Source organism: Rugamonas fusca (assembly GCF_014042365.1).
In the GTDB taxonomy this organism is placed as follows: domain Bacteria; phylum Pseudomonadota; class Gammaproteobacteria; order Burkholderiales; family Burkholderiaceae_D; genus Rugamonas; species Rugamonas fusca.
Genome location: NZ_JACEZS010000003.1, coordinates 194,978 through 216,912 on the forward strand (window position 1 = coordinate 194,978; position 21,935 = coordinate 216,912).

The 21,935-nt window shown below is 65.7% G+C and carries 23 protein-coding genes, 1 tRNA gene and 1 pseudogene; 13 read left to right on the forward strand and 12 right to left on the reverse strand.

Annotated elements, in window-relative coordinates:
• Nucleotides 1-53: 53 nt before the first annotated feature.
• From atpG to H3H36_RS05670, 4 genes are all read left to right on the forward strand, one after another.
• Nucleotides 54-929 (forward strand): F0F1 ATP synthase subunit gamma, encoded by an 876-nt coding sequence (gene atpG / locus H3H36_RS05655; RefSeq protein WP_182215056.1) that lies wholly within the window; start codon nt 54-56, stop codon nt 927-929.
• A 32-nt stretch (nt 930-961) separates the two neighbouring features.
• Nucleotides 962-2,362 carry a F0F1 ATP synthase subunit beta gene (gene atpD, locus H3H36_RS05660; RefSeq protein ID WP_182215058.1) on the forward strand — a complete coding sequence of 467 codons (1,401 nt, stop codon included), beginning with the start codon at nt 962-964 and terminating at the stop codon, nt 2,360-2,362.
• A 60-nt stretch (nt 2,363-2,422) separates the two neighbouring features.
• Nucleotides 2,423-2,845 carry a F0F1 ATP synthase subunit epsilon gene (locus H3H36_RS05665; protein WP_182160834.1) on the forward strand — a complete coding sequence of 141 codons (423 nt, stop codon included), beginning with the start codon at nt 2,423-2,425 and terminating at the stop codon, nt 2,843-2,845.
• A 224-nt stretch (nt 2,846-3,069) separates the two neighbouring features.
• Nucleotides 3,070-3,708 carry a glutathione S-transferase family protein gene (locus H3H36_RS05670; RefSeq protein ID WP_311196592.1) on the forward strand — a complete coding sequence of 213 codons (639 nt, stop codon included), beginning with the start codon at nt 3,070-3,072 and terminating at the stop codon, nt 3,706-3,708.
• 21 nt (nt 3,709-3,729) lie between these two features.
• Here the strand turns inward: H3H36_RS05670 and speD are convergent, their stop codons facing one another.
• From speD to H3H36_RS05695, 5 genes are read right to left on the reverse strand one after another with little or no spacing between them, the layout of a single operon-like run.
• Nucleotides 3,730-4,143: an adenosylmethionine decarboxylase gene (speD, locus tag H3H36_RS05675; protein WP_182215063.1), complete on the reverse strand. Its 414-nt coding sequence runs from the start codon at nt 4,141-4,143 to the stop codon at nt 3,730-3,732.
• A complete protein-coding gene (locus tag H3H36_RS05680) occupies nt 4,140-4,313 on the reverse strand; it encodes a hypothetical protein (RefSeq protein ID WP_182215065.1) in 174 nt (57 codons plus the stop codon). The genes speD and H3H36_RS05680 overlap by 4 nt, the downstream gene beginning before the upstream one ends.
• 17 nt (nt 4,314-4,330) lie before the next feature.
• Nucleotides 4,331-5,800 (reverse strand): DUF4178 domain-containing protein, encoded by a 1,470-nt coding sequence (locus H3H36_RS05685; protein WP_182215067.1) that lies wholly within the window; start codon nt 5,798-5,800, stop codon nt 4,331-4,333.
• A 9-nt stretch (nt 5,801-5,809) separates the two neighbouring features.
• Nucleotides 5,810-6,865 carry an SPFH domain-containing protein gene (locus H3H36_RS05690; RefSeq protein ID WP_182215069.1) on the reverse strand — a complete coding sequence of 352 codons (1,056 nt, stop codon included), beginning with the start codon at nt 6,863-6,865 and terminating at the stop codon, nt 5,810-5,812.
• Between the two features lie 20 nt (nt 6,866-6,885).
• Nucleotides 6,886-7,272 (reverse strand): DUF350 domain-containing protein, encoded by a 387-nt coding sequence (locus H3H36_RS05695; RefSeq protein ID WP_311196581.1) that lies wholly within the window; start codon nt 7,270-7,272, stop codon nt 6,886-6,888.
• Nucleotides 7,273-7,337: 65 nt separating this feature from the next.
• On the opposite strand from H3H36_RS05695, the gene H3H36_RS05700 reads away from it, so the two are divergent.
• From H3H36_RS05700 to H3H36_RS05710, 3 genes are all read left to right on the forward strand, one after another.
• Nucleotides 7,338-8,849, forward strand: a complete 1,512-nt coding sequence (locus H3H36_RS05700) for a polyamine aminopropyltransferase (RefSeq protein WP_182215071.1) — start codon at nt 7,338-7,340, stop codon at nt 8,847-8,849.
• Nucleotides 8,849-10,465: an NAD(P)-binding protein gene (locus H3H36_RS05705; protein ID WP_182215074.1), complete on the forward strand. Its 1,617-nt coding sequence runs from the start codon at nt 8,849-8,851 to the stop codon at nt 10,463-10,465. The genes H3H36_RS05700 and H3H36_RS05705 overlap by 1 nt, the downstream gene beginning before the upstream one ends.
• An 89-nt stretch (nt 10,466-10,554) precedes the next feature.
• Nucleotides 10,555-11,397 (forward strand): PPK2 family polyphosphate kinase, encoded by an 843-nt coding sequence (locus H3H36_RS05710; protein ID WP_182215076.1) that lies wholly within the window; start codon nt 10,555-10,557, stop codon nt 11,395-11,397.
• 28 nt (nt 11,398-11,425) lie between these two features.
• Here the strand turns inward: H3H36_RS05710 and H3H36_RS05715 are convergent, their stop codons facing one another.
• A complete protein-coding gene (locus tag H3H36_RS05715; protein WP_375539573.1) occupies nt 11,426-11,881 on the reverse strand; it encodes a hypothetical protein in 456 nt (151 codons plus the stop codon).
• Nucleotides 11,882-11,914: 33 nt separating this feature from the next.
• Nucleotides 11,915-13,135: an extracellular catalytic domain type 2 short-chain-length polyhydroxyalkanoate depolymerase gene (locus H3H36_RS05720; protein WP_229219759.1), complete on the reverse strand. Its 1,221-nt coding sequence runs from the start codon at nt 13,133-13,135 to the stop codon at nt 11,915-11,917.
• Between the two features lie 196 nt (nt 13,136-13,331).
• On the opposite strand from H3H36_RS05720, the gene H3H36_RS05725 reads away from it, so the two are divergent.
• Both H3H36_RS05725 and H3H36_RS05730 read left to right on the forward strand, forming a co-directional pair.
• Nucleotides 13,332-13,925, forward strand: coding sequence for a glutathione peroxidase (locus tag H3H36_RS05725; RefSeq protein WP_311196582.1), 594 nt, complete (start codon nt 13,332-13,334; stop codon nt 13,923-13,925).
• Between the two features lie 24 nt (nt 13,926-13,949).
• Complete coding sequence (locus tag H3H36_RS05730) at nt 13,950-15,122, forward strand: esterase/lipase family protein (RefSeq protein ID WP_182215082.1); 1,173 nt, start codon at nt 13,950-13,952, stop codon at nt 15,120-15,122.
• Nucleotides 15,123-15,128: 6 nt separating this feature from the next.
• Here H3H36_RS05730 and H3H36_RS05735 read toward each other — a convergent pair whose 3' ends face one another.
• Nucleotides 15,129-15,536, reverse strand: a complete 408-nt coding sequence (locus H3H36_RS05735; RefSeq protein WP_182215084.1) for a rhodanese-like domain-containing protein — start codon at nt 15,534-15,536, stop codon at nt 15,129-15,131.
• Nucleotides 15,537-15,632: 96 nt separating this feature from the next.
• On the opposite strand from H3H36_RS05735, the gene ftrA reads away from it, so the two are divergent.
• The 3 genes and pseudogenes from ftrA to H3H36_RS05750 all read left to right on the forward strand — a co-directional run bounded on the left by ftrA (nt 15,633) and on the right by H3H36_RS05750 (nt 17,631).
• On the forward strand, nt 15,633-16,589 hold the full coding sequence (gene ftrA, locus H3H36_RS05740) for a transcriptional regulator FtrA (RefSeq protein ID WP_182215086.1): 957 nt from the start codon (nt 15,633-15,635) through the stop codon (nt 16,587-16,589).
• A 22-nt stretch (nt 16,590-16,611) separates the two neighbouring features.
• Nucleotides 16,612-16,794: pseudogene (locus H3H36_RS05745) on the forward strand (DUF1428 domain-containing protein); the annotation flags it as partial.
• A 69-nt stretch (nt 16,795-16,863) separates the two neighbouring features.
• A complete protein-coding gene (locus H3H36_RS05750; protein ID WP_182215090.1) occupies nt 16,864-17,631 on the forward strand; it encodes a class II aldolase/adducin family protein in 768 nt (255 codons plus the stop codon).
• A gap of 19 nt (nt 17,632-17,650) precedes the next feature.
• Here H3H36_RS05750 and pabB read toward each other — a convergent pair whose 3' ends face one another.
• Genes pabB through H3H36_RS05765 form a run of 3 tightly spaced genes read right to left on the reverse strand, consistent with a single transcriptional unit; the run spans nt 17,651 to nt 20,841 of the window.
• Entirely contained in the window at nt 17,651-19,474 is a 1,824-nt protein-coding gene (pabB, locus tag H3H36_RS05755; RefSeq protein ID WP_182215092.1) for an aminodeoxychorismate synthase component I, read from the reverse strand.
• Nucleotides 19,475-19,488: 14 nt separating this feature from the next.
• Nucleotides 19,489-20,064, reverse strand: a complete 576-nt coding sequence (gene slmA, locus H3H36_RS05760) for a nucleoid occlusion factor SlmA (RefSeq protein WP_182215094.1) — start codon at nt 20,062-20,064, stop codon at nt 19,489-19,491.
• Between the two features lie 51 nt (nt 20,065-20,115).
• Nucleotides 20,116-20,841, reverse strand: a complete 726-nt coding sequence (locus H3H36_RS05765; protein WP_311196584.1) for a pyrimidine 5'-nucleotidase — start codon at nt 20,839-20,841, stop codon at nt 20,116-20,118.
• 32 nt (nt 20,842-20,873) lie between these two features.
• On the opposite strand from H3H36_RS05765, the gene H3H36_RS05770 reads away from it, so the two are divergent.
• On the forward strand, nt 20,874-21,818 hold the full coding sequence (locus tag H3H36_RS05770) for a TraB/GumN family protein (protein ID WP_182215096.1): 945 nt from the start codon (nt 20,874-20,876) through the stop codon (nt 21,816-21,818).
• 35 nt (nt 21,819-21,853) lie between these two features.
• On the opposite strand, the gene H3H36_RS05775 is transcribed toward H3H36_RS05770, so the two are convergent.
• Nucleotides 21,854-21,928: transfer RNA gene (locus tag H3H36_RS05775), tRNA-Thr, on the reverse strand.
• Nucleotides 21,929-21,935 lie beyond the last annotated feature (7 nt).

Genomic DNA, 21,935 nt, shown 5'->3' on the forward strand with positions numbered 1-21,935 from the left:
CGGCCCATCGCTACGGCGGCGGGCCGCCCCCAGCGCAGAAGGAGTAAGGACTCATGGCAGTAGGCAAAGAGATACGTGGCAAGATCAAGAGCGTAGAGAATACGAAGAAGATCACCAAGGCGATGGAAATGGTCGCCGCATCGAAAATGCGCAAGGCGCAGGATCGCATGCGCGCCGCCCGTCCCTACAGTGACAAGATTCGTAATATCGCCGCCAATCTGGCTTCCGCCAATCCGGAATACACGCACCCGTTCCTCGCTGAGGAGCAGAGCACGGCAGCAAAAGCGGTGGGCTTCATCATCGTCACGACCGACAAGGGTCTGTGCGGTGGCTTGAACACCAACGTGCTGCGCCTGGTGACGTCGAAGTCGCGCGAGCTGGAAACGGCTGGCAACAAGATTGCCGCGGTAGCTATCGGTAACAAGGGTTTGGGGTTTTTGAATCGCGTAGGCGTTCCTGTGGTGGCCCAGGCTACCCAGATCGGCGACACGCCGCACCTGGACAAGCTGATCGGACCTGTGAAGGTCATGCTCGAGCAGTTCCAGAACGGCCAGCTCGACGCCGTCTACCTGTGCTACACCAAGTTCATTAACACGATGAAGCAGGAACCGATGGTGGAGCAGCTGCTGCCCCTGCCAGCGGGCAAGAAGCAAGGCGACAAAGGTAACCATTCGTGGGATTACATTTACGAGCCCGACGCTGCGACCGTGATCGATGAACTGCTGGAGCGCTATGTGGAAGCGCTGGTGTACCAGGCGGTGGCGGAAAACCTGGCGTCCGAGCAATCGGCGCGTATGGTGGCGATGAAGGCGGCCAGCGACAACGCCGGCAATGTGATCGGCGAACTGAAGCTGATCTACAACAAGACGCGCCAAGCTGCGATTACCAAAGAACTCTCTGAAATCGTTGCCGGTGCGGCGGCGGTTTAAATACGAATTTAACTATATTTGAAGGAACGAACATGGCTGATGGCAAAATCGTTCAGTGTATCGGCGCTGTGGTGGACGTTGAGTTTCCCCGCAACGCGATGCCCAAGGTATTCGATGCCTTGAAAATGGAAGGCTCCGAGCTGACCCTGGAAGTTCAACAACAGCTGGGCGACGGCGTGGTCCGTACCATTGCTCTGGGTTCGTCGGACGGTCTGCGTCGCGGCATGACCATTCAGAACACCGGCAAGCCGATCATGGTGCCGGTGGGTAAAGCCACCCTGGGCCGCATCATGGACGTGCTGGGTAACCCGATCGACGAATGCGGCCCGGTCGCGCACGACCAGATCGCTTCGATCCACCGCACCCCACCTGCCTACGACGAACTGTCGCCATCGCAGGACCTGCTGGAAACCGGCATCAAGGTGATCGACCTGGTGTGCCCGTTCGCCAAGGGCGGTAAAGTGGGTCTGTTCGGCGGTGCCGGTGTGGGCAAGACCGTGAACATGATGGAACTGATCAACAACATCGCGAAAGCGCACTCGGGTCTGTCCGTGTTCGCCGGCGTCGGTGAGCGTACCCGTGAAGGTAACGACTTCTACCACGAAATGGCAGACGCCAAAGTGGTGGACCTGGAAAACCCCGCCAACTCGAAAGTGGCGATGGTGTACGGCCAGATGAACGAACCACCAGGCAACCGTCTGCGCGTGGCGCTGACCGGCCTGACCATCGCGGAATCGTTCCGTGACGAAGGCAAGGACGTGCTGTTCTTCGTCGACAACATCTACCGCTTCACGCTGGCCGGTACCGAAGTGTCGGCACTGCTGGGCCGTATGCCATCGGCCGTGGGTTACCAGCCTACCCTGGCCGAAGAGATGGGCCGCCTGCAAGAGCGTATCACCTCGACCAAGACCGGTTCGATCACCTCGATCCAGGCCGTGTACGTCCCTGCGGATGACTTGACCGACCCGTCGCCAGCGACCACCTTCGGTCACCTGGATTCGACCGTCGTGCTGTCGCGTGACATCGCTTCGCTCGGTATCTACCCTGCCGTGGACCCACTGGATTCGACCTCGCGCCAGCTGGACCCGCTGGTGGTGGGCCAGGACCACTACGACACCGCCCGCGCCGTGCAAGGCACGCTGCAGCGCTACAAGGAACTGCGTGACATCATCGCGATTCTGGGTATGGACGAACTGGCACCGGAAGACAAGCTGCTGGTGGCCCGGGCCCGTAAGATGCAGCGTTTCCTGTCGCAGCCATTCCACGTCGCTGAAGTGTTTACCGGTTCCCCAGGTAAATACGTTTCGCTGAAAGACACGATCAAGGGCTTCAAGATGATCGCTTCCGGCGAACTCGATCACCTGCCAGAACAAGCGTTCTACATGGTCGGCACGATCGAAGAAGCCATCGAAAAAGCCAAGAAGCTCAACTAATCATTGAGTCTGGCGCGGCGCCGCCCCCGGGCGGCGCCGCTTCAACCCGACAGGACACACATGGCAAACACTATTCACGTTGACGTGGTTTCCGCCGAAGAGCAGATCTTCTCCGGTGAAGCCGAATTCGTCGCGTTGCCGGGCGAACAGGGCGAGCTGGGTATCTATCCCAAGCACACGCCGCTGATCACCCGCATCCGTCCGGGCGCGGTGCGCATCCAGGTACCAGGTCAAGCTGAGGAAGAATTTGTCTTCGTCGCTGGCGGCCTGCTGGAAGTGCAGCCGAACGCCGTGACGGTGCTGGCCGACACCGCGATCCGTGGTCACGATCTGGACGAAGCGAAAGCGACGGCCGCCAAGAAGCTGGCCGAGGAAGCACTGGCCAACAACACCGGCGCCATCGACTATGCCAAGGCGCAAGCCGAACTGGCAAGCGCGATCGGCCAGCTGGCCGCCATCGCCAAGCTGCGCGCGAAGCACTAAGCGTCGTCATGCGGCATACAAGAAAGGCAGCTTCGGCTGCCTTTTTTTTCGTCCGCGCCGGTCGACGCAAAAATTGCCCCACCCCAAAATCGGGGACGTAACACGGTTTTTCCATGCGGGAAAATGGTGTTACGTCCCCGATTTTTCTTGCACGAATGGCGCTTGGGTGGGTTATCGGCCAATGTTGCTGATATTATAAATATCCCCTCTCACCCGATACGGAGATCACCATGTCACGCCATTTCACGCTGTTTCACGCCCCCCAGTCGCGCTCGACGGGCACGCTGGTGCTGGTACATGAACTGAAGGCCGATTACACGCTCCACGTATTGAACATGAAGGCGGGCGAGCAGCGCCAGCCGGAATACCTGGCCGTCAATCCCATGGGCAAGGTGCCGGCCGTGCTGCACGATGGCGCGCTGGTGACGGAGCAGGTGGCTGTCTACCTGTACCTGGCCGACCTCTATCCGGAAGCGGGCCTCGCGCCGGCCATCGGCGATCCATTGCGCGGCCCGTACCTGCGCTGGATGGCGTTCTATGGCTCCAGCTTCGAGCCGGCCTTGTGCGACCGTGCCATGAAGCATGCGCCCACGCCGCCGTCCATGTGCCCGTGGGGCGACTGGGACACGATGCTCAAGACCATCACCGACCAGCTGGAAAAAGGGCCCTATCTGCTGGGCGAGAAGTTCACGGCGGCCGATGTGCTGTGGGGTACGGCGCTGACATGGATCACGGCCTTCGGCTTGATCCCGAAGACGCCTGCCATCGCCGCGTATATCGAGCGTATCCAGGCGCGCCCGGCCTATATCGCCGCCACCGCCAAGGATGCGGAATTGGTGGCGGCCCAGAACCTGCCCGCCTGAGTGACGGACGCGGTGGCGGCGTCACGCCGCCGGTGCCCCGCGCCCTATGGTATGGAGTGTGCGTGATTGAGGCTGCATGGCCTCTGTGATGATAGCAAGCGCTAACTCCGGTTGTGCCTTGCCGCACATGAAGATGTCGGCGGCGGCGAAACCGGCCTCCGGCCAGGTGTGGATGGAGATGTGGGACTCGGCCAGCAGCACCACGCCTGTCACACCCAGTCCATCGCCAAAGCCGTGGAAATGGCTGTGCAGCACGCGCGCGCCGGCCGCGTCCGCCGCGCTGCGCAGCAGTTGTTCGATGCGGCCACAGTCGCTGAGCTGGTCCGCCGCGATGCCGCCCAGGTCGGCCAGCAGATGGGTGCCCGCCGCCTGATGGGGCGCGTGCGCCGCCAGTTGTGGCCGCTCCTTCGGCCGTTCCTTTGCCTGCTCGTTCATTTGTGCCCACCTCCGCCGGAGCCGCCGCCAAAGCTGCCGCCGCCGCCGCCCGTGTGGGAACTCCAGTTGCTGCCCCGGCCGCCGTAGTTGCTGCCGCTAAAGCCGCGCATCCATGTCGAACACGAGGTGAACAGGGTGACGACCAGGGCGTAGATGACGTATTTGCTCATGCGTTTGCTTCGCTTGGTTATTTCTTGCTGTCGTCGTAGGAGTCGAGGAAAACGGCCGGCAGGTACAGTGCCAGCGCGCCCAGCGCGCTCAAGGCCCAGGTGCGGGAAAAGTTGGCCAGCAGCGGCACGGCGTTAATGGCCAGCATGACCATGATGAATTTCTTGGCCACGCTCTGGTAGCGCTGGTGCTGGAACGGCATGCCCGGCGTGGGCGCGCGGCCGTGGAACTGGTCGCCGAACCAGGCCCGCAACTGGTCCACCGGCACGGGGGTGGAACGGGACCACGTCATTTCCGCGTCCGTCGTTTCCACCGCCAGTCGCACCTGGCCGCTCTCGAACTCGGCCACATGGCACTGGTCGCCCACCTGCACCCGCCAATTGAAGGCGCCGGCCGCGAAGGTGACCCGGGCGCCATATTCGTACAGCTTGCGGAACGGCGACTTATCGACCATCACATCCTGCCCGGATGACCCGCCGAACTGGGGCCATTCCGGCATGACGCTGGCGCGCCACCAGCCGTCGTCCGTTTCCACCAGCCAGGAAAAGCCGGCCCGTGGCGCGTACAGCAGGTATTCCGTCCATTGCGTGCCTTCGTCGTCGGCGCGGCGCATGACGCCGATGGCCGTGTATTCCTGGTTGTTGAGCTTGGCCTGGGCGCCCAGTTCCAGCGTGGTGGCGACGGTGGCCACCCGCTCGCCGGCCGCCAGCACCTGGGCCTTGGGGCTGGCCGCATCCACCTGGGCCTGGCAGGCGGGGCAGACCAGGTGGGCCGTCATGCCGGGCAGGTATTTGATGGGGCTGCCGCAGGATGGGCAATCGAGCGCGTCGAGCTTGCCCCGGTAGCGGCCGGCGCTGCGCTGGATCTGGTCGTCGTCGCGCAGCAGCTGGCATTGCAGGCTCTCCAGCGTGACGGCCAGGCCGGTGTAGACGACGGGGTGGGGGCCGTCCGAATAATCGAGCGTGAGGAAGCTGGCGCCGCGCCGGAAGTCGGCCACTTTCGCTTGCCAGCCCTGGCCCACCTTGAACGGCAATTCGCCCTGGCCGCCGATGCAGTCGGCCGTGCGGATTTCGGCCGCCGTGTAGTACTCGCCGGCAATCGGTACGTTGCGCCCCGGCGCCAGCTGTTCGAAGGCGGGCAGGGGGCCGTCCACCTGGCGTTCCGTCGTGACGGTGAACATGCCGGACGAATCGCCCAGCCAGGCCGTGGCGCCGTCGTCATACAGCAGATACCACTCGTTCCACAGGCCGGCGTCGTACTTGAGCTGGATGCGGCCCACCACCGTGAAGTGGCGCCCGCCCAGCACGCCGGCCGTGCCGATCTGGATCGGCGAGTAGTCCTCCAGCACGGACGACATCTTGCCCAGGTCCTTGACGGCGTCGGCGTCCTTGAGCACGCTGGTGCCGCAATACTCGCACACGGCCATCACGGAGGCGTGCGAGCGGAACTTGACCTCCGCCCCGCAGCTGGGACAGGAAACAATTTGCATGTAGTCGGCTTAGCCTATCAGTTTCTTGAGCAGCTCCGCCTTGGTGCTGTCGTAGTCGGCGGCCGAGATCAGGCCTTTGTCGAGCAGGCCCTTGAGCTTTTCCAGCCGCGCTTCGATGCTGTCTTCGGCTGGTGCTGGTGCTGGTGCTGGTGCTGGCGCTGGCGCTGCCGCTGGAATTGGCTGCGGCGCCAGCGATGCGCCCAGTGCGGCGCCTATGGTCTGGCCCACGGTCAGCCCCGCACCGAGGCCGGCGCCAATGCCGGCCATGCCGCCTTCGTTCTGGGCCGCCAGCGGGATGGCGCTGGCCACCTGGTACTTGGTGAAGCCGGCCATCTTGTCGGCGCTCATGCCGCCCTTCATGCCGGCCGAGATGCGCTCGTCCAGCGCCGCCTGCAGTTCCTCGGGCAGGCTGACGGAGGCGACGTTGAATTCATCGAGCCCGATCCCGTAGCGGGCGAAGGCCGTGGCCAGGTCGCCCTTGACCTGCTGCGCCATCAGCGCCTGGTTGGCCGCCATGTCGAGGAAGGGCAGGTTGGCGCCGCCCAGCGAGCTGGCCATGGTCGCCATCAGGATGCCGCGCAGTTGGTCTTCGACCTGGTCGCGCGTGTAGCTGTCGCGCGTGCCGCTGATCTCCTTGAAGAACAGGCGCGGATCGGCCACCCGGTACGAGTACATGCCGAAGGCGCGCACGCGGATCATGTCGAAGTCCTTGTCGCGGATGGTGATCGGCTGCGGCGTGCCCCATTTGCGGCCGGTCTGCACGCGGGTGCTGAAGAAGTACACGTCCGACTTGAACGGGGAGGCGAACAGCTTGTCCCAGTTCTTCAGGTTGGTCAGCAGCGGCAGGGTCTGCGTGGTGAGCTTGTAGGTGCCGGGGCCGAACACGTCGGCCACCTGGCCTTCGTTGACGAACACCGCCATCTGCGATTCGCGCACGATCAGCACGCCGCCGTTCTGGATCTCGAAGTCCTGCATCGGGTAGCGCCACGACAGCACGCCGTCCACGTCCTCGTTCCACTGCAGTACGTCGATAAACTGCTTCTTGATAAAGCTGCCGATGCCCATGATGGAGTCCTTCGCAAAAATTAGGAAATGCACGCGCCGTTGATCACGCCGATAGCCAGCGATATCGCGCCCAGCAAACCACCAAAGGCGCAGTTGTTCGATTCTATGTGGTCCTTGGACATGCGCAGCAGCCGGGTGGTGACGGCATAGGCCAGCATCTGCACCACCATGGCGCCGAACGCCCAGGCGAAAAACTCGCGGTAGTCCGCCGTGTGCAGCAGGGCCGAGCCGATGGTGGCGGAAAAGCCCAGCAGCGCGCCGCCCAGCGACAGGGCGGCCGCATGGTTGCCCTGGCGGATCAGCAGCACTTCGTCGAACGGCGTCAGGCGGGTGTAGGCCGCGAAGAACGCCGCCAGCAGCGCGGCGGCCAGCAACATGTGAATCAGATAGTTTAGGATGGCGGACACGGCGTACCTTCGGTTAAAGTGGTTAACTTGATAACCCAAATCAATCTTAGTGCAAAAGCGCGTCAATGACCAAAAAAATTCTGATTCTTTCCGTTTTTGTGGTCGCTTCCTGCGGCCTGGCGTACGAACTGATCGCCGGCGCCCTATCGAGTTACCTGCTGGGTGACTCGATCCTGCAATTCTCCACCATTATCGGCTGTTATCTGTTCGCCATGGGCGTGGGCGCGCATTTTTCCAAGTTCGTGCGCGACGACGACGTGCTGGCCCGCTTCGTGGACATCGAGCTGGCCGTGGGCCTGATCGGCGGCGTGTCGGCCGCCGCCCTGTTCCTCACCTTCTCGTGGATGGCGGCGCCGTTCCGCACGCTGCTCTATGTGCTGGTGTTCCTGGTCGGCGCGCTGGTGGGCATGGAGGTGCCACTGGTGATGCGGGCCCTGAACGCGCGCCAGACTGAATTTAATGAACTGGTGAGCCGCGTCCTCACTTTCGACTACCTGGGCGCATTGGCCGTGTCGCTGCTGTTCCCGCTGGTGCTGGCGCCATATCTGGGACTGGTGCGCACGGGCTTCCTGTTCGGGATGCTGAACGTGGGGGTGGCGCTGTGGACCATCGTTACCTTCCGCCAGGAGCTGGCCAACCTTGGCGGCCGGCTGCTGCGGGCCAGCGCCGTGATGTGTGTGCTGGTGTTCGGTTTCGCGCTGGCTGACCGCATGACCTACTGGGGCGAGCATGGCTTGTTCGGCGACGAAATCATCTACTCCACCACCACGCCATATCAGCGGCTCGTGATCACGCGCTGGAAGGACGACCTGCGGCTGTACATCAACGGCAACCTGCAGTTCTCCTCGCGCGACGAGTACCGCTACCACGAGGCGCTCGTGCATCCGGCCCTGCAGGCCTTGCCTTGGGCGCGCCGGGTGCTGGTGCTGGGCGGCGGCGATGGCCTGGCGCTGCGCGAGATCCTGCGTTATCCGAACATCGAGCAGGTCACGCTGGTGGACCTGGACCCGGCCATGACGGGCGCCTTCACCACGCGCCCGGAACTGGTCAAGCTCAATCAGGGTTCGTTCAGCGACAAGCGGGTGCGCGTCATCAACGCCGACGCGGCCATCTGGTTGCAGCACAACGAAGAACTGTTCGATGCGGCCATCGTCGACTTCCCCGATCCATCCAGCTTCGCGCTGGGCAAGCTGTATTCGGTGCCGTTCTATGGCATGGTCAAGCGCCACCTGTCGGCCAACGGCTTGATGGTGGTGCAATCGACCTCGCCATTCTTCGCGCCCCATGCCTACTGGACGGTCGATGCCACGCTGCGCGAGGTGGGCTTGCGCACCTGGCCTTACCACGCCTACGTGCCTTCGTTCGGCGAATGGGGCTTCATCCTCGCTTCGCCGCAGCTCGATTTCAAGCCGCCCGCGTCGTACCGGCTGCCGATGCGCTACCTGAACGCGGATACGACGCGCGAAATGTTCATCTTCCCGCCCGATATGCAGCGCCTGCCGATGGAGCCGAACCGCCTCAACACGCAATCGCTGGTGCGTGAGTTCGAGCAGGACTGGCGGCGGGTGATCCGTTGATGGAGCGCCGTTCCTTCCTGCTGTGGGCCGCCGCCAGCGGGCTGGCCGCGGCGGGCAGCGTGGCCGGCTTCCAGCGCTGGCAGGAGATCACGCCCACCGTCCACTATCCGGGCCGTGACGAAGGCCACTTCCTGCGTGACCGGCGCGCGCTGCCGCCGCCGTCCGAGGTGGTGGAGACGGACATCGCCATCTTCGGCTCCGGCATCGGCGGCTTGATGGCGGCCTGGCGCCTGCGCAAATTGGGCGGCCAGGATGCGCTGATGATTGACGGCCCCCAGCCTTATGGCAACGCGCTCGGTGGCGCGTTCGGCGAGCTGGAATACCCCACCGGCGCGCACTATCTGCCGCTGCCGTCGCCGGAATCGGTGCACGTGCGCGAACTGCTGGCCGACCTGGGTATCATCGAGCGCGACCCGATGGCGGAAAAGCCGTACTACGATGAGCGCTACATCCTGCACGCGCCGGAGGAACGCTTGCTGTACAACGGCCGCTGGCAGGATGGCTTTATTCCGACGGATGGCGTGCCGCGCTGGGAGCTGGACGAACACGCGCGCTTCTTCGCCGAAGTGCACCGCTTGCGCCAGCTCCGTGGCGCCGATGGGCGGCGCATTTTCGTGTTCCCCACCGTGCTGTCGTCGGAGGATGCGGAATGGCAGGCGCTGGACGGCTACACGCTCAAGCAGTGGCTGGACCGGAACGGCTACCGTTCCCCCACGCTGCACTGGTACCTCAACTACTGCTGCCGCGACGATTACGGCACGCGCTACGACAAGGTGTCGGCCTGGGCCGGACTGCATTACTACTGCAGCCGCTGGGGCCAGGCCGCCAACGCCGGCAACGGTGCATGGCTCACGTGGCCGGGCGGGCTGCAACCGCTGGCCAGGGCCATGGGCGAGGCGGCCGCGATCCGGCGCGTGGCCGGCACGGCCGTCGCCATCGAGCGCACGGCCAGCGGCGTGGAGGCGCTGTGCTTCCGGCTCGAAGGTGGCCAGCCGCGCAGCTACCTGGTGCGCGCCCGCAAGGCCATCTGCGCCATGCCGCTGATGGTGGCCTCGCGCGTGGTGCGGGATATGGCCAGCTACGGTTTCGATGCGGGGCGCCACACGCCGCAATACGCACCCTGGATGGTGGCCAATTTCCTGCTCAAGCGCTTCCCGGACGAGCGGCCGGTGCAGCCGCTGTCGTGGGATAACGTGGTGTACCAGGAACCGGGGCTGGGCTTCGTCGTCTCCACGCACCAGGATATCCGCGTGCGCCCGCCGGAAAAGACCGTGTTCAGCGCCTACGTCGCGCTGTCGGACCGCACGCCGCAGCAGGCGCGCCGCTGGCTCAACACGGCCAGCCCGGAAGAATTGCTGGCGCTGGCCAGCGTGGATCTGAAGACGGCGTATGGCGCCAATTTCGCCTTGTGCGTGGAGCGCGTCGATATCACGTTGCGCGGCCACGCGATGGCGGCGCCGCTGCCGGGATTTCGCAGCAACGCCGGACTGAAGGCGCTGCGCGAGGCCGATGGCCCCATCCTGTTCGCCCATGCCGACCTGTCCGGCTTTTCCGTGTTCGAGGAAGCGGCATGGTGGGGCGACCGCGCCGCGCGGCTGGCGGCGCGCCCCGCGTAAGCCGGGGCAGACGGTGGCGTGCTGATCTGTTACGCTAGTTTGACCAGGCTGCGCCAGCCGGCGCGCCACAACGACAGGAGTACGCCCCCATGCCCGCATCCGCCCGCCAGCGCTTTCGCGCCAATGCCAAACTCCGATTGAGTGAGGAGGATGCGGACGACAGCGCGCTGTCGTGCCGCGCAGCCAATCCCAAATTGAGCAAGGCCAAGGCCAAGGCGCAGGACCAGCGCCACACGGCCAGCATGATCGAGCGCGTGTCGGAATTGCAGATGATGCTGTACGCGCAGCGCAAGCAGAAGGTATTGCTGGTGTTGCAGGGCATGGACACGTCCGGCAAGGATGGCACGGTGCGTACCATGTTCAGCATGATCAATCCCATGGGCATACGGGCCGTGGCGTTCCGCCAGCCGACCGACATCGAACTGGCGCACGACTACCTGTGGCGGGTGCACCAGCAAATGCCGGTGAAAGGCGAGATCGCCATCTTCAATCGCAGCCATTACGAGGACGTGCTGATCACGCGCGTGCAGGGCTGGATAGACGGACGCGAATGCCGCCGGCGCTATGGGCAAATCCGTGACTTCGAACGCATGCTGGCGGAAACCGGCACCGTCATCATCAAGGTGTTCCTGCACATTTCGCGCGAGGAGCAGCGGCAACGCTTGCAGGAGCGGCTGGACGATCCCAACAAGCAGTGGAAATTCAATCCCACCGACCTGGCCCAGCGCGAGAAGTGGGACGACTACCAGCGCGCCTACGAACAAGCCATCCGCGCCACGGACGCCGAACATGCGCCGTGGTACGTGGTGCCGGCCAATTCCAAGACCCACCGCAACCTGGTGGTGGCCACCATCCTGCTCGAAACGCTGACGGCCATGAAGCTGAACTTCCCCGCGCCCGATCCGGCGCTGACGGCCATCACGGTGGATTAGCAACCGATTAGCAACCGATTAGCAACCATTAGCCGCCTGCCTCCAGCAGTGCCGGCGCTTCCAGCGCGGGTGGCGCTTGCAGCAGGGGCAGCAGCCGTTCGCTGAGCTGGCGGAATTGCTCGCCGTCGCGCGTGCGCATGGCGACGATGGCGTCCTCGATGGCCTGGGCCGTCATCGCCCGGCCGGCATCCTGGGCACGCTTGATACGCTGGATTGCGTCGTTCGCTTCCACCAGGTTTTGCAGCGCCTCGCGGGCCTGGCCGGAGGAGGGCGGGGCCGTCTCGGCCAGGTCCAGCAGCACTTCCGAAATCCAGCCCAGCTGGCGGCCGTAGGACGCTACGTCGAACGCCTTGCGCTCGATCTTGCCGTCACCGGCATCGGGCGGGATGGCGTCGAAGAAGCGATCGAGCTCGATCTGCTGGGCCACCCCGCCGCTCCACGGAAAGTGCAGCTGGGGTGCCCAAAACCATTGCATCGGATACATATGACCTCCTGTGGCGGGATGGAAGGGCCGGCATCATGGACAACTGCCGACCACGTAGAAATTGGGCCCCGTGCGCTTGAGCGTGGTGTGGATGAAGATGTTGTCCAGCCCCATGTTCTGGTTGGAACCGTTGGCCAGCGCGCGGAACAGGCTGTCGTGCGCGCGTCCGGCCAGCACGTGGTCGCGGTTGCTGGAGGTAAAGCATTGGGTCGGCGGTGGCGGTGGGGCGGCGCCGCCCGTGAGCCGGTCCACCATCTGCTTGACGGCGGCCATCTGGTGGCCTGCCTTTTGCGCGTAGTGCGCATCATCGTAGTTGAACCAGTCCCAGCAGGCGTTCGGGTTGGTCATCGGATAGATCGGCGCCGCCTGCGGATACAGCAGCACGATGCGGTTGCTGTCGGCCCAGGCGTTGTAGCCGGCGTGGCGCAGGTACGTGTCGCCGATGGTGCCCGCGTCCTGCAGGCAGCCGTGGAACACCACGTGCAGGCGGCAACCCTGGCCGCTGTTGCTGTCGCAGCCGGGCGGCACATACAGGTAGCCGCTGGCCGCCATGCCGTGCGCAGTGGGGTCGGGCAGGAATTCGGACTGGTCGAACTCGATGAAGCGGCCGGCCGGGCCGGCGCTGGCGCGGTTGTTCAGGCTGCCGTAGATCCATTTGAGCAGTTCGCCGGCCGCGTCGTAGCCACAGTTGTTGATGTAGGGCGAACCGAGCTTGCCGCAGCTGTTGCCGTAGCTGTCCGTGGGCATGGCGTGCTGGGCCGGCAAATCTTGCTTATAGAAGATGTTGGCCGTGCTGATGTAGTGGCGGTAGTAGGTTTGCAGGTCGTTCATGACGGCCTGGGGCACGACGGTGTCGGCTGTGCCGGACAGCATCCAGATGCGGTGGTTGGCCAGGCCGGCCGTGGGATCGACCGTGCCGTTGGCCGCGTTCTGGTCGGTCTGCCTGATCAGGCTGTTCACGCCCGTGCCGCCGGGGGCCACCTGGCAGGAATACGGCGTGCCCGTGCAACTGCAGATGGTGGTGGCCTTGGCCACGCTGCCCTGGGCGCAGTAGTACGGCCCGCCGGCCACCACGCCGGCGCCCATCACGCTGGCGGAATAGGCCACGTCGAACTGCACCGCCATGTAGCCGCCCGAGGACAGGCCGGAGACGCTGACGTTGGCCGTTTGCATGGCCGGCAAGGGCAGCACCTGCGCGCTGACCGGCAGCAGCCCCAGGCAACATGAGACAAACAAGAATGCGCGTAGCAACATGGGCGGCTCCGTAGGATAGCAGCGGGATAGCGGGAACTGTCATTGTGGGCGCGGAGCGCGGCCCGGGTTTAATCTCGCTCAACCGTGCGGGGAATCGTGCGCGGCGAGCCAAACGTCGGCGCGAGCGCCCACACCAAGTCGGTTTGACATAGAATGAACCGTCAATTCACTTCAAGTCACCGCCAACATGTCCCAAATGACCGCTAAATTGCACCTGATTTCCGTTCTGTGCTGCGCCTGGCTGGGCGCCATGCCGGCGCACGCCGCCGCCGCGCCGGCCGCCGCCACGCCGCCGGCCACGGCCGGCAGCTGCCCCGCCATCCTCAAGCAGACCTTCAACCGCCTGCAGGACGACGCGCCGCAGGATTTGTGCCAGTACGCCGGCAAGGTGGTGCTGGTGGTGAACACGGCCAGCTACTGCGGCTTCACCTACCAGTACGAAGGGCTGGAAGCCATGTACGCCAAGTACGCGCCCAAGGGCCTGGTGGTGCTGGGCTTCCCGTCGAACGATTTCGGCAAGCAGGAACCGGGCAACAGCAAGGAGATCGCCGATTTCTGCTACAACACCTATGGCGTCAAGTTCCCCATGTTCGCCAAGTCCGTCGTGCATGGCGACCATCCGAACCCGCTGTACGTCAACCTGATCAAGATCACCGGCACGGCGCCGGCGTGGAACTTTCACAAGTACCTGATCGACCGCAAAGGCCGGGTGGTCGCCAGTTTTCCCAGCAAGGTCACGCCGGCCGACAGCGAATTGGTGACGGCGGTTGAACAGGCACTCGCCAACTAACGTATGAACAAGGGCCGCCCGATAATGTCCAACAAAGTCTCCCACGCAGCCGATCTGCTCGGCTTGTCCCGCCTGACCATCAGCGCCGTCGTGGGCGTGGCCGACGTGGCCGAGGAAGTGCAGTTGAAACTGATCGGGCAGGCGCCGCCCGTGGTGGCGCGGCCGCTGGCGCGCGCCACCTCGCTGGTCTACAGCGGCGTGCGCGGCGTGACGCGGCTGGTGGGCGGCGGCATGGATGGCCTGCTGAGCCGCCTGGAACCGCTGCTGGGCGAGGGCAGCAGCTGGGGCGGGCGCGAACCGTTGCTGGCGGCCGTCAATGGCGTGCTGGGCGATTACCTTGCCGAGACCGACAATCCCTTGCAGATCCACATGCAGTTCCGGCGCGACGGTGCGCCGTTCGTGCCGCAGGCGGGCGCCGTCACGGGCCGCGTGCTGGTGCTGGTGCATGGCTTGTGCATGAGCGACCTGCAATGGCGACGCGCCGGGTTCGACCATGGCGAAGCCTTGCAGCGTGAACGCGGTTACACGCCCGTCTATCTGCGCTACAACAGCGGACGCCATATTTCCGAGAACGGGCGCGCGTTCGCCACCCAGCTGGAAAACTTGTTGTCGCAATGGCCCGTGCCCGTCAAGGAACTGGTGATCGTCGGCCACAGCATGGGCGGCCTGGTGGCGCGCAGCGCCTGCCACTACGGTGCGGCGGATGGGCACAAGTGGCTCAAGCGCTTGAGCAAGCTGGTCTGCCTCGGCTCACCCCACCACGGCGCGCCGCTGGAGCGCGGCGGCAACTGGTTCCATGTGATCACGGGCATGAGCAGCTACACGGCGCCGTTCTCGCGGCTGGGCAAGATCCGCAGTGCCGGCATCACGGATTTGCGCCACGGCAGCCTGCTGGACGAGGACTGGAACGGCAAGGACCGCTTTGAACACGGCAGCGCCTTGCCGCAAACGGTGCCGTTGCCGGCCAGGGTGGCGTGTTACGCGGTGGCGGCCACCATCAGCAAGCCGTCCGCCGAGAAGGGCGCGCGGCTGGCCGGCGATGGCCTGGTGCCGGTGGCCAGCGCGCTGGGCCAGCATTCGCACAAGAAGCGCCAGCTCGATTTCGCGCCGGAACACCAGGCCAAGGTGTACCGCAGCAATCACATAGACTTGCTCAATTCGCCTGAAGTGGCGCGGCTGATGCTCCAATGGCTGTAACGGGGTTCAGGCGGCCGCCTGTTCCGAACGTTCCAGCATGAATCCCTCGTCCAGCCAGCCCGTGATGCCACCCGTCATCAACTTGACGGGCCGGCCCAGCCGCGCCAGCCGCACGGCCGCGCGCGCGGCGCCGTTGCAATGGGGGCCGGCGCAGTAGACCACGAACAGCGTGTCGGCCGGGTAGTGCGCCAGCTTCGCGCCGATGATCTTGCCGTGCGCCAGGTCCAGCGCGCCGGGCACGTGGCCGGCCGCGTATTTTTCCGTGCCGCGCACGTCCAGCAGCACGAAATCCTGCTGGCCGTTGGCGAGCGCGTGGTGCACGTCCCAGCAATCGGTCTCGAAGCTGAACTGGGCTTCAAAATGGGCCAGGGCGGCGGCGGAGGGGGCGGCGGCGATTGCGCTCACGTGGGACATGCTGGACTCCTTGTTGGGTGGACAGTGCGGCCATTATCGGCGCCGCCCATCGTCGCCGGCAGTGGCGCAAACGACAATATGCGTTAAGATTGCGCCATGAAAAAACATCTCGTCGTCGCCCTGGCCTATGACCGCCTGTGCACTTTCGAATTCGGCTGCACGGTCGAACTGTTCGCGCTCGAGCGCCCCGAGCTGGACGTGGACTGGTACGCGTTCGCCGTCTGCGCCATGGAAGCGGGGCCGATCCGGGCCGCCGGCGGCATTACCGTGCAGGCGCCGTATGCGCCTGAACTGCTGGAGCAAGCCGACACCATCGTCATCCCCGGCTGGCGCGACGCCGACGAAACGCCGCCGGACGCGCTGCTGGCCATGATCCGTGCCGCCCACCAGCGCGGCGCGCGCCTGTGCTCGATCTGCTCGGGCGTGTTCGTGCTGGCCGCCGCCGGCGTGCTCGATGGCCAGCGCGCCACCACCCACTGGCGCTATGCCGACAAGCTGGCGCAGCGCTACCCGCGCATCACCGTCGAGCCTGACCAGCTGTACGTGGACAATGGCCAGGTCATTACGGCGGCCGGGTCCGCAGCCGGCCTTGACATGCTGCTGCACGTGGTGCGGCGCGATTACGGCGCGCGCGTCGGCAACCTGGTGGCGCAGCGGCTGGTGGTGGCGCCGCATCGCGAAGGCGGGCAGGCGCAGTTCCTGCCCCGCCCCATGGCGCACGATGAGCGGGGCCGGTTGTCGCGCCTGCTGGACTGGCTGCGCGCCCATCCGGCCCAGCCGCACACGATCAAGAGCATGGCCGAACAGGCCGCCATGAGCCCGCGCACCTTGCAGCGCCAGTTCCAGCAAGCGACCGGGCTGGGACCGCTCGAATGGCTGATCCATGAACGGGTGGCCATCGCCAAGGACTTGCTGGAAGTGCCCGAGATTGCGCTGGCGCAGGTGGCCGAGCGGGCCGGCTTTGGTTCCGAGGAATCGCTGCGCCACCATTTCCGCCGCCTGGCCGCCACCACGCCGGGCGCCTATCGCCGCCAGTTCGCCAACACGGTCTGAGGGCGCGCACGATTGCATGCTGCTGGAGGAGGGCGAGGTGGTGGTGTTTTCGTGGATCGTCTACGAATCGCGCGCGCGCCGCGACGCCGGCAACGACAAGGTCATGAACGACCCGCGCATGAAGGAATACATGGACCCCAAGAACTGCCCGTTCGACGGCAAGCGCATGTTCTTCGGCGGCTTCCAGATGCTGGTGGACTTGTAAGGCTGTCCAACGCGGGGCGATGCGGGTATGCTGGCGGCTCAGCGACCACATCACCTTGCGGAGGACGACATGAGCACTGCCGGCAGCAGCTTGCGGGTCACGGTATCAGCGGAAGAATGGCAAATCCGGGTTGACCTGGCTGCCGCTTACCGCCTCACGGCCTTGTTCGGCTGGGACGACCTGGTGTTCACCCACATCTCGGCCCGCGTGCCGGGGCCGGAGCACCATTTCCTGATCAACCCCTACGGCATGATGTTCGACGAGATCACGGCATCCTCGCTGGTCAAGATCGACGGCGAGGGCAACAAGGTGAGCGACTCGCCGTATGACATCAACCCGGCCGGCTTCGTCATCCACAGCGCCGTGCACGCGGCGCGCGACAACGCGCACTGCGTGATGCACACGCATTCCGTGAATGGGGTGGCCGTGTCGGCCCAGCGCGACGGGCTGCTGCCCATTTCGCAGGTGTCGATGGGCGTGCTGTCCTCGCTCGGCTATCACGATTACGAAGGGATCGCCCTCAACCCGGACGAGAAGCCACGGCTGGTGCGCGACCTGGGCAAGCACACCTACCTGATGCTGCGTAACCACGGCCTGCTGACCGTGGGCGCGACGCCGGCCGACGCGTTCGTGGCCATGTACTTCTTTGAAAGCGCCTGCATGATTCAGTTGCGCGCTCAGGCTGGCGGCGGGCCGCTGGTGCACATTCCGCAGGCAGTGCTGGACGGCGTGCGCGAGCAGATGAAGGTGGCCACGCGTGGCGTACGTCCCGGCCAGCTGGCGTGGCCAGGCCTGTTGCGGCGGCTGGACCGCGCCAACCCCGGCTACGCCGACTGACCCTGACTTACCCTGTTTCTTAGCGCACGGCGCGAATCGCGCCGCGCAGCGCGTTGCACAGCACGATCTCCTGCGCCTGCTCGAACATGGCGCGGGTGATCACGCGTTCCTGCGCCTGCCAGGCCGGGTCTTCCAGCATCACGCCGCGCATCACGCCGGGCAGTACGCCGCTGGTCAGGGGCGGTGTGTACCATCGGCCATCGAGTTTGACGAACACGCAGCTGCGTCCACCTTCTGTCAGTTCGCCCCGTTCGTTGAAGAACAGGGTGTCGAACGCGCCCTGCGCTTCCGCTTCGCGCCAGGCCGCGTCGTAGCGGGTGCGCACGCTGCTCTTGTGACGCAGGAACAGGTCGCTGGCGCTGGTGGTGTCTGGCGCCAGCAGCACCCGCACCGGCTCGGCCAGCGGTGCCAGCGGCGCGTGCTGGATGGCGAACGCGCCCGATGGCGCCAGCGCCAGCCGCACCCGGCACGGCTGGCCCGCGGGCAGGGCGGCACGGGCCATGTCCAGGTAAGCATAGGCGGCGGCCGCGTCCCATGGATAGCCGAAGTAGGCGGCCGATGCGGCCAGCCGCGCCAGGTGGCGGTCGCGGTGGCGCATGCCGTCTTCGCGGGTGGCGTACAGGGTTTCGAACAGCTCGAAGTCGTTGTCCAGTCCCGTCAGGAAACGGGCCTTGAGCGCGCATTCGGCGTATTCCGCGCTGGCGTCGCTGTCGTAGACGATGCCGGCGCCCACGCCCATTTCGCCGCGCCGCACGCCATCCACTTCCGCTTGCAGGGCCAGCGTGCGGATCGGCACGGACAGGCAGAAGTCGCCCACTGCCTGCCCTTGCGTTGGCTCGAACCAGCCGATGGCGCCCGTGTACAGGCCGCGCCGGTCCGGTTCCAGTTCGCGGATGATCTCCATGGTGCGGCGCTTGGGCGCGCCCGTGATCGAGCCGCAGGGGTAGAGCGCATCGAAAATGCCGGCCAGCGTGGCGTCTTCGCGCAGGCGGGCCTGCACGGTGGAGGTCATTTGCAGCACGCCGCTGTAGCGGCGCACTTCGAACAGGGCCGGCACGTCCACCGTGCCCGTTTGGGCCACGCGGCCGATGTCGTTGCGCAGCAGGTCGACAATCATCAGGTTTTCGGCCCGGTTCTTGGGATCGGCCGCCAGTGCGGCGGCGCGGCGCGCGTTTTCTTCCTGCTCGGCGGCCGGTGCGGCGGGGGCCGTGCCTTTCATGGGGCGCGCCGTCAGCAGGCCGCCTGCGTGGCGCACGAACAGCTCGGGCGACAGCGACAGCACGGCCGTGCCGTCGTCGAGCGCCACCAGCGCGCCGTAGGGCACGGGCTGGCGCGCGCGCAGCCGCGCGTACAGGGCGGGCAGGCTGCCGAAGGCGTCAAAGCGCAGCCGGAACGTGTAGTTGACCTGGTAGGTGTCGCCCGCCTCGATGTAGGCGTGGATGCGGTCTAGCGCGGCCGTGAAGGCTGCTTGGTCCACGTTGGCGCGCACGGCGGCGATGCCGGCCGGGCGGTCGATGGGGAAGGAGCGGGCCGCCAGCCATTCGCCCACTTCGGGCGCCGACAGCAGCTGGCATTGGTCGAACAGCAGCACTTGCGCCAGCGGCGTGTGCGGATCGTTGGGTACGGCCAGGCCCTGCAGGTGTTCGCCCAGTTCGTAGGTGCACAGGGCGACGGCATGCTGGCCGCGCGCCAGCGCTTGCTGCATCTGTTCCAGCAGCGCGGGCCATTGCGCGATGTCGTGGCAGCGCAGGGTGGCGCTGTGGCCGGTGTACAGGCGCGAGCGGGGCTGGGCGGTGCCATCGGGGCTGGCGTCGTCCAGCAGGGCGAATACTTCAGGGGTCATTTCATTAATTCGTGTTACGCCAGCAGCAGGGCGATTTGCAGCGCCGCGTCCTGTGCCGGATTCTGTTTGAAGCCGCTCTTGGCGTAGCGGTGCCAGCGGCCCAGCACGAAGCTGGCCAGCATGCCGGCGCGGGCCGTCACTTCAGCTTCCGGTGCCTGGCCTTCGGCGGCGGCCACGCGCAGCGCCTGTTTCAGGGCCAGTTCCACGCGGTCGTAGAACTGGTTCATGCGCTGCTGCAGGCGTTCATCCTCGTTGACCAGGGCGTCCCCGATCAGCACGCGCGTCATGCCGGGATTGTTGGCGGCAAATTGCAGCAGCATGCCCACCATGTCGCGCGCCTGCGCCAGGCCGTCGTCCTGGCGCTCGGTGATCTGGTTGATCAGGCTGAACACGGACGTTTCGATGAATTCGATCAGTCCCTCGAACATCTGGGCCTTGCTGGCGAAGTGGCGGTACAGGGCCGCTTCGGAAAATTCCAGCTTGCGCGCCAGCGCGGCGGTGGTGATCTTGTCGCCCTTGGGTTGTTCCAGCATCTCGGCCAGGGCCTGGAGAATTTGCATCCGGCGCTGGCCCGGCGGTGTGCTTGCCATGTGATCTCGATAGGAAGGATGAACAAAACGTCAATACGGCGCGTACCTGCGTCAGCGCAGCCGGTGCAGGCGCGCGGGCAAATGCCTGACAGATTTTACTTTGACATCGACGTAGCCGGGGCGGTTTAGCGTTTTCGTCGGATGGGCCAGGCCCACCGCGTCGCCCACGCGCAGGTATTGGGTGATCCACGCCGTGCGCATGCCCAGCGCGCGGGCGCTGCGCAGGTTGGCCAGCGTGTCCTCCACCAGCACGCAGCGGCTGGGCGTGAGGCCGTGGCGCCGCATCAGCTGGCGCAGCAGCAGCTTGGACGGCTTGGGCCGCAACTGGCCGTGCACGCGCATCGCTTCCACCGCCACGTGGTGGTCGAACTGGCGGTGCAGGCCCAGGTGGCGCAGCACCTGGGTCGAATAGCCGTGCGGCGCGTTGGTCAGCAGGATCTTGCGGCCGGGCAGGCGGCGCAGCAGGTGGCGCAGGCCCCGTTCGGCCCGGATCATGGCCGCCAGCTCCGGCATGCGGTGGGTCTCGGCCAGGAAGTGCTCGGCCCGCACGCCGTGGTGCTTGACCAGTCCCAGCATGGTGGCGCCGTAGCGCCGCCAGTACAGGGTGCGGGCCGCGTTGACGGCCTCCTGGCTGGCCGGGGTGGTGCCGTCACCCAGCACGCGGGCGATGTAGTCGTTCATGTTGGCCATGATGGCCGGGAAGATGGCGTGCGAGGCGTTGTGCAGCGTATTGTCCAGATCGAACAGCCACACGGGCGGGTTGCGGTTAATATTCACGGACGTCTCGATCAATAGCGGCAAAGGAAAGCATGCGACGCCAGATTATAGTGTTGTTCTGCAGTTTGTTCTGGTTCGTCCCCCCGGCGCTGTGGGCGCAGGAGGGCGCGCAGCAGCAGGCCAGCCAGCAGGCCAGCGCACCGGGCGCGGCGAACCGCGGCGCCTTGTTCAAGGTGGTGCAGGATGGCCACACGCTGTATTTGTTCGGCACCATCCATGTCGGCGCGCCCGATTTTTATCCGCTGGAGGGCCGGGTGCTGGGCGCGCTGGAACGCGCTTCCGTGCTGGCGCTGGAGATCGATCCGCTGGCCGACCCGGGCCGCATGGCGCAGGCCGTGCAGCAGTACGGCATGTATGCGCGCGGCGCGGGCACTGCGCAGGCGGCCTTGCCCGCACCGTACCGGCCGCGCCTGGAGCGCCTGCTGCGCCAGTACGCGCTCGATGCCGACACGGTGGCCAGCATGAAGCCCTGGCTGCTGGCCAGCGTGCTGACGGTGAGCGAATTCTCGGCCCAGGGCTACGACACGGCGCTGGCAGTGGACGCGTGGCTGGCGCGCCAGGCACACCAGCGCAAGCTGCCGGTACTGGAACTGGAATCGCCAGAGAGCCAGATGGCGCTGTTCGACCGCATGACGGCCGAGGAGCAGTCGCGCTTCCTGCAAGAGGGCATCGACGCCATCGAGGACCACCAGCAGGCCAGCCAGGCGCGCGAAATCGCCGAGGCCTGGCGCGCGGCCGATGCTGCGGCGCTCGACACGCTGGCGCGCAAGGCGGCCGAGGACGACACCTTTTCCGGCCGCTTCGTGCAGCGCATGCTGCTGGACGGGCGCAATCCGGCCCTGGCCGACGGCATCGCGGCGCTGCTGGCGCGCGAGACGGACAGCCTGGCGGCGATCGGGGTGTTGCATCTGGTGGGAACGAACAGCGTGCCGGAACTGCTGCGCAAGCGCGGCCTGGCGGTGGAGCGGATTTACTGACTGCTGGGGAAGTGTGCTACTGGATGTACTGCGGATGGTGCCCTTGACGTGGATTGAACACGTGGCCTCTCCCTTACCAAGGGAGTGCTCTACCACTGAGCTACAAGGGCATTTTGA

Excerpts from the sequence above, each read along its gene's own strand:
- atpG (WP_182215056.1), top strand. The coding sequence starts at position 54 with ATGGCAGTAGGCAAAGAGATACGTGGCAAGATCAAGAGCGTAGAGAAT.
- atpD (WP_182215058.1), top strand. The coding sequence starts at position 962 with ATGGCTGATGGCAAAATCGTTCAGTGTATCGGCGCTGTGGTGGACGTT.
- H3H36_RS05665 (WP_182160834.1), top strand. The coding sequence starts at position 2,423 with ATGGCAAACACTATTCACGTTGACGTGGTTTCCGCCGAAGAGCAGATC.
- speD (WP_182215063.1), bottom strand. The coding sequence starts at position 4,143 with ATGAACGAGCAGGCAAAGGAACGGCCGAAGGAGCGGCCACAACTGGCG.
- H3H36_RS05680 (WP_182215065.1), bottom strand. The coding sequence starts at position 4,313 with ATGAGCAAATACGTCATCTACGCCCTGGTCGTCACCCTGTTCACCTCG.
- H3H36_RS05685 (WP_182215067.1), bottom strand. The coding sequence starts at position 5,800 with ATGCAAATTGTTTCCTGTCCCAGCTGCGGGGCGGAGGTCAAGTTCCGC.
- H3H36_RS05690 (WP_182215069.1), bottom strand. The coding sequence starts at position 6,865 with ATGGGCATCGGCAGCTTTATCAAGAAGCAGTTTATCGACGTACTGCAG.
- H3H36_RS05700 (WP_182215071.1), top strand. The coding sequence starts at position 7,338 with ATGACCAAAAAAATTCTGATTCTTTCCGTTTTTGTGGTCGCTTCCTGC.
- H3H36_RS05705 (WP_182215074.1), top strand. The coding sequence starts at position 8,849 with ATGGAGCGCCGTTCCTTCCTGCTGTGGGCCGCCGCCAGCGGGCTGGCC.
- H3H36_RS05710 (WP_182215076.1), top strand. The coding sequence starts at position 10,555 with ATGCCCGCATCCGCCCGCCAGCGCTTTCGCGCCAATGCCAAACTCCGA.
- H3H36_RS05715 (WP_375539573.1), bottom strand. The coding sequence starts at position 11,881 with ATGTATCCGATGCAATGGTTTTGGGCACCCCAGCTGCACTTTCCGTGG.
- H3H36_RS05720 (WP_229219759.1), bottom strand. The coding sequence starts at position 13,135 with ATGTTGCTACGCGCATTCTTGTTTGTCTCATGTTGCCTGGGGCTGCTG.
- H3H36_RS05725 (WP_311196582.1), top strand. The coding sequence starts at position 13,332 with ATGACCGCTAAATTGCACCTGATTTCCGTTCTGTGCTGCGCCTGGCTG.
- H3H36_RS05730 (WP_182215082.1), top strand. The coding sequence starts at position 13,950 with ATGTCCAACAAAGTCTCCCACGCAGCCGATCTGCTCGGCTTGTCCCGC.
- H3H36_RS05735 (WP_182215084.1), bottom strand. The coding sequence starts at position 15,536 with ATGTCCCACGTGAGCGCAATCGCCGCCGCCCCCTCCGCCGCCGCCCTG.
- ftrA (WP_182215086.1), top strand. The coding sequence starts at position 15,633 with ATGAAAAAACATCTCGTCGTCGCCCTGGCCTATGACCGCCTGTGCACT.
- H3H36_RS05750 (WP_182215090.1), top strand. The coding sequence starts at position 16,864 with ATGAGCACTGCCGGCAGCAGCTTGCGGGTCACGGTATCAGCGGAAGAA.
- pabB (WP_182215092.1), bottom strand. The coding sequence starts at position 19,474 with ATGACCCCTGAAGTATTCGCCCTGCTGGACGACGCCAGCCCCGATGGC.
- slmA (WP_182215094.1), bottom strand. The coding sequence starts at position 20,064 with ATGGCAAGCACACCGCCGGGCCAGCGCCGGATGCAAATTCTCCAGGCC.
- H3H36_RS05770 (WP_182215096.1), top strand. The coding sequence starts at position 20,874 with ATGCGACGCCAGATTATAGTGTTGTTCTGCAGTTTGTTCTGGTTCGTC.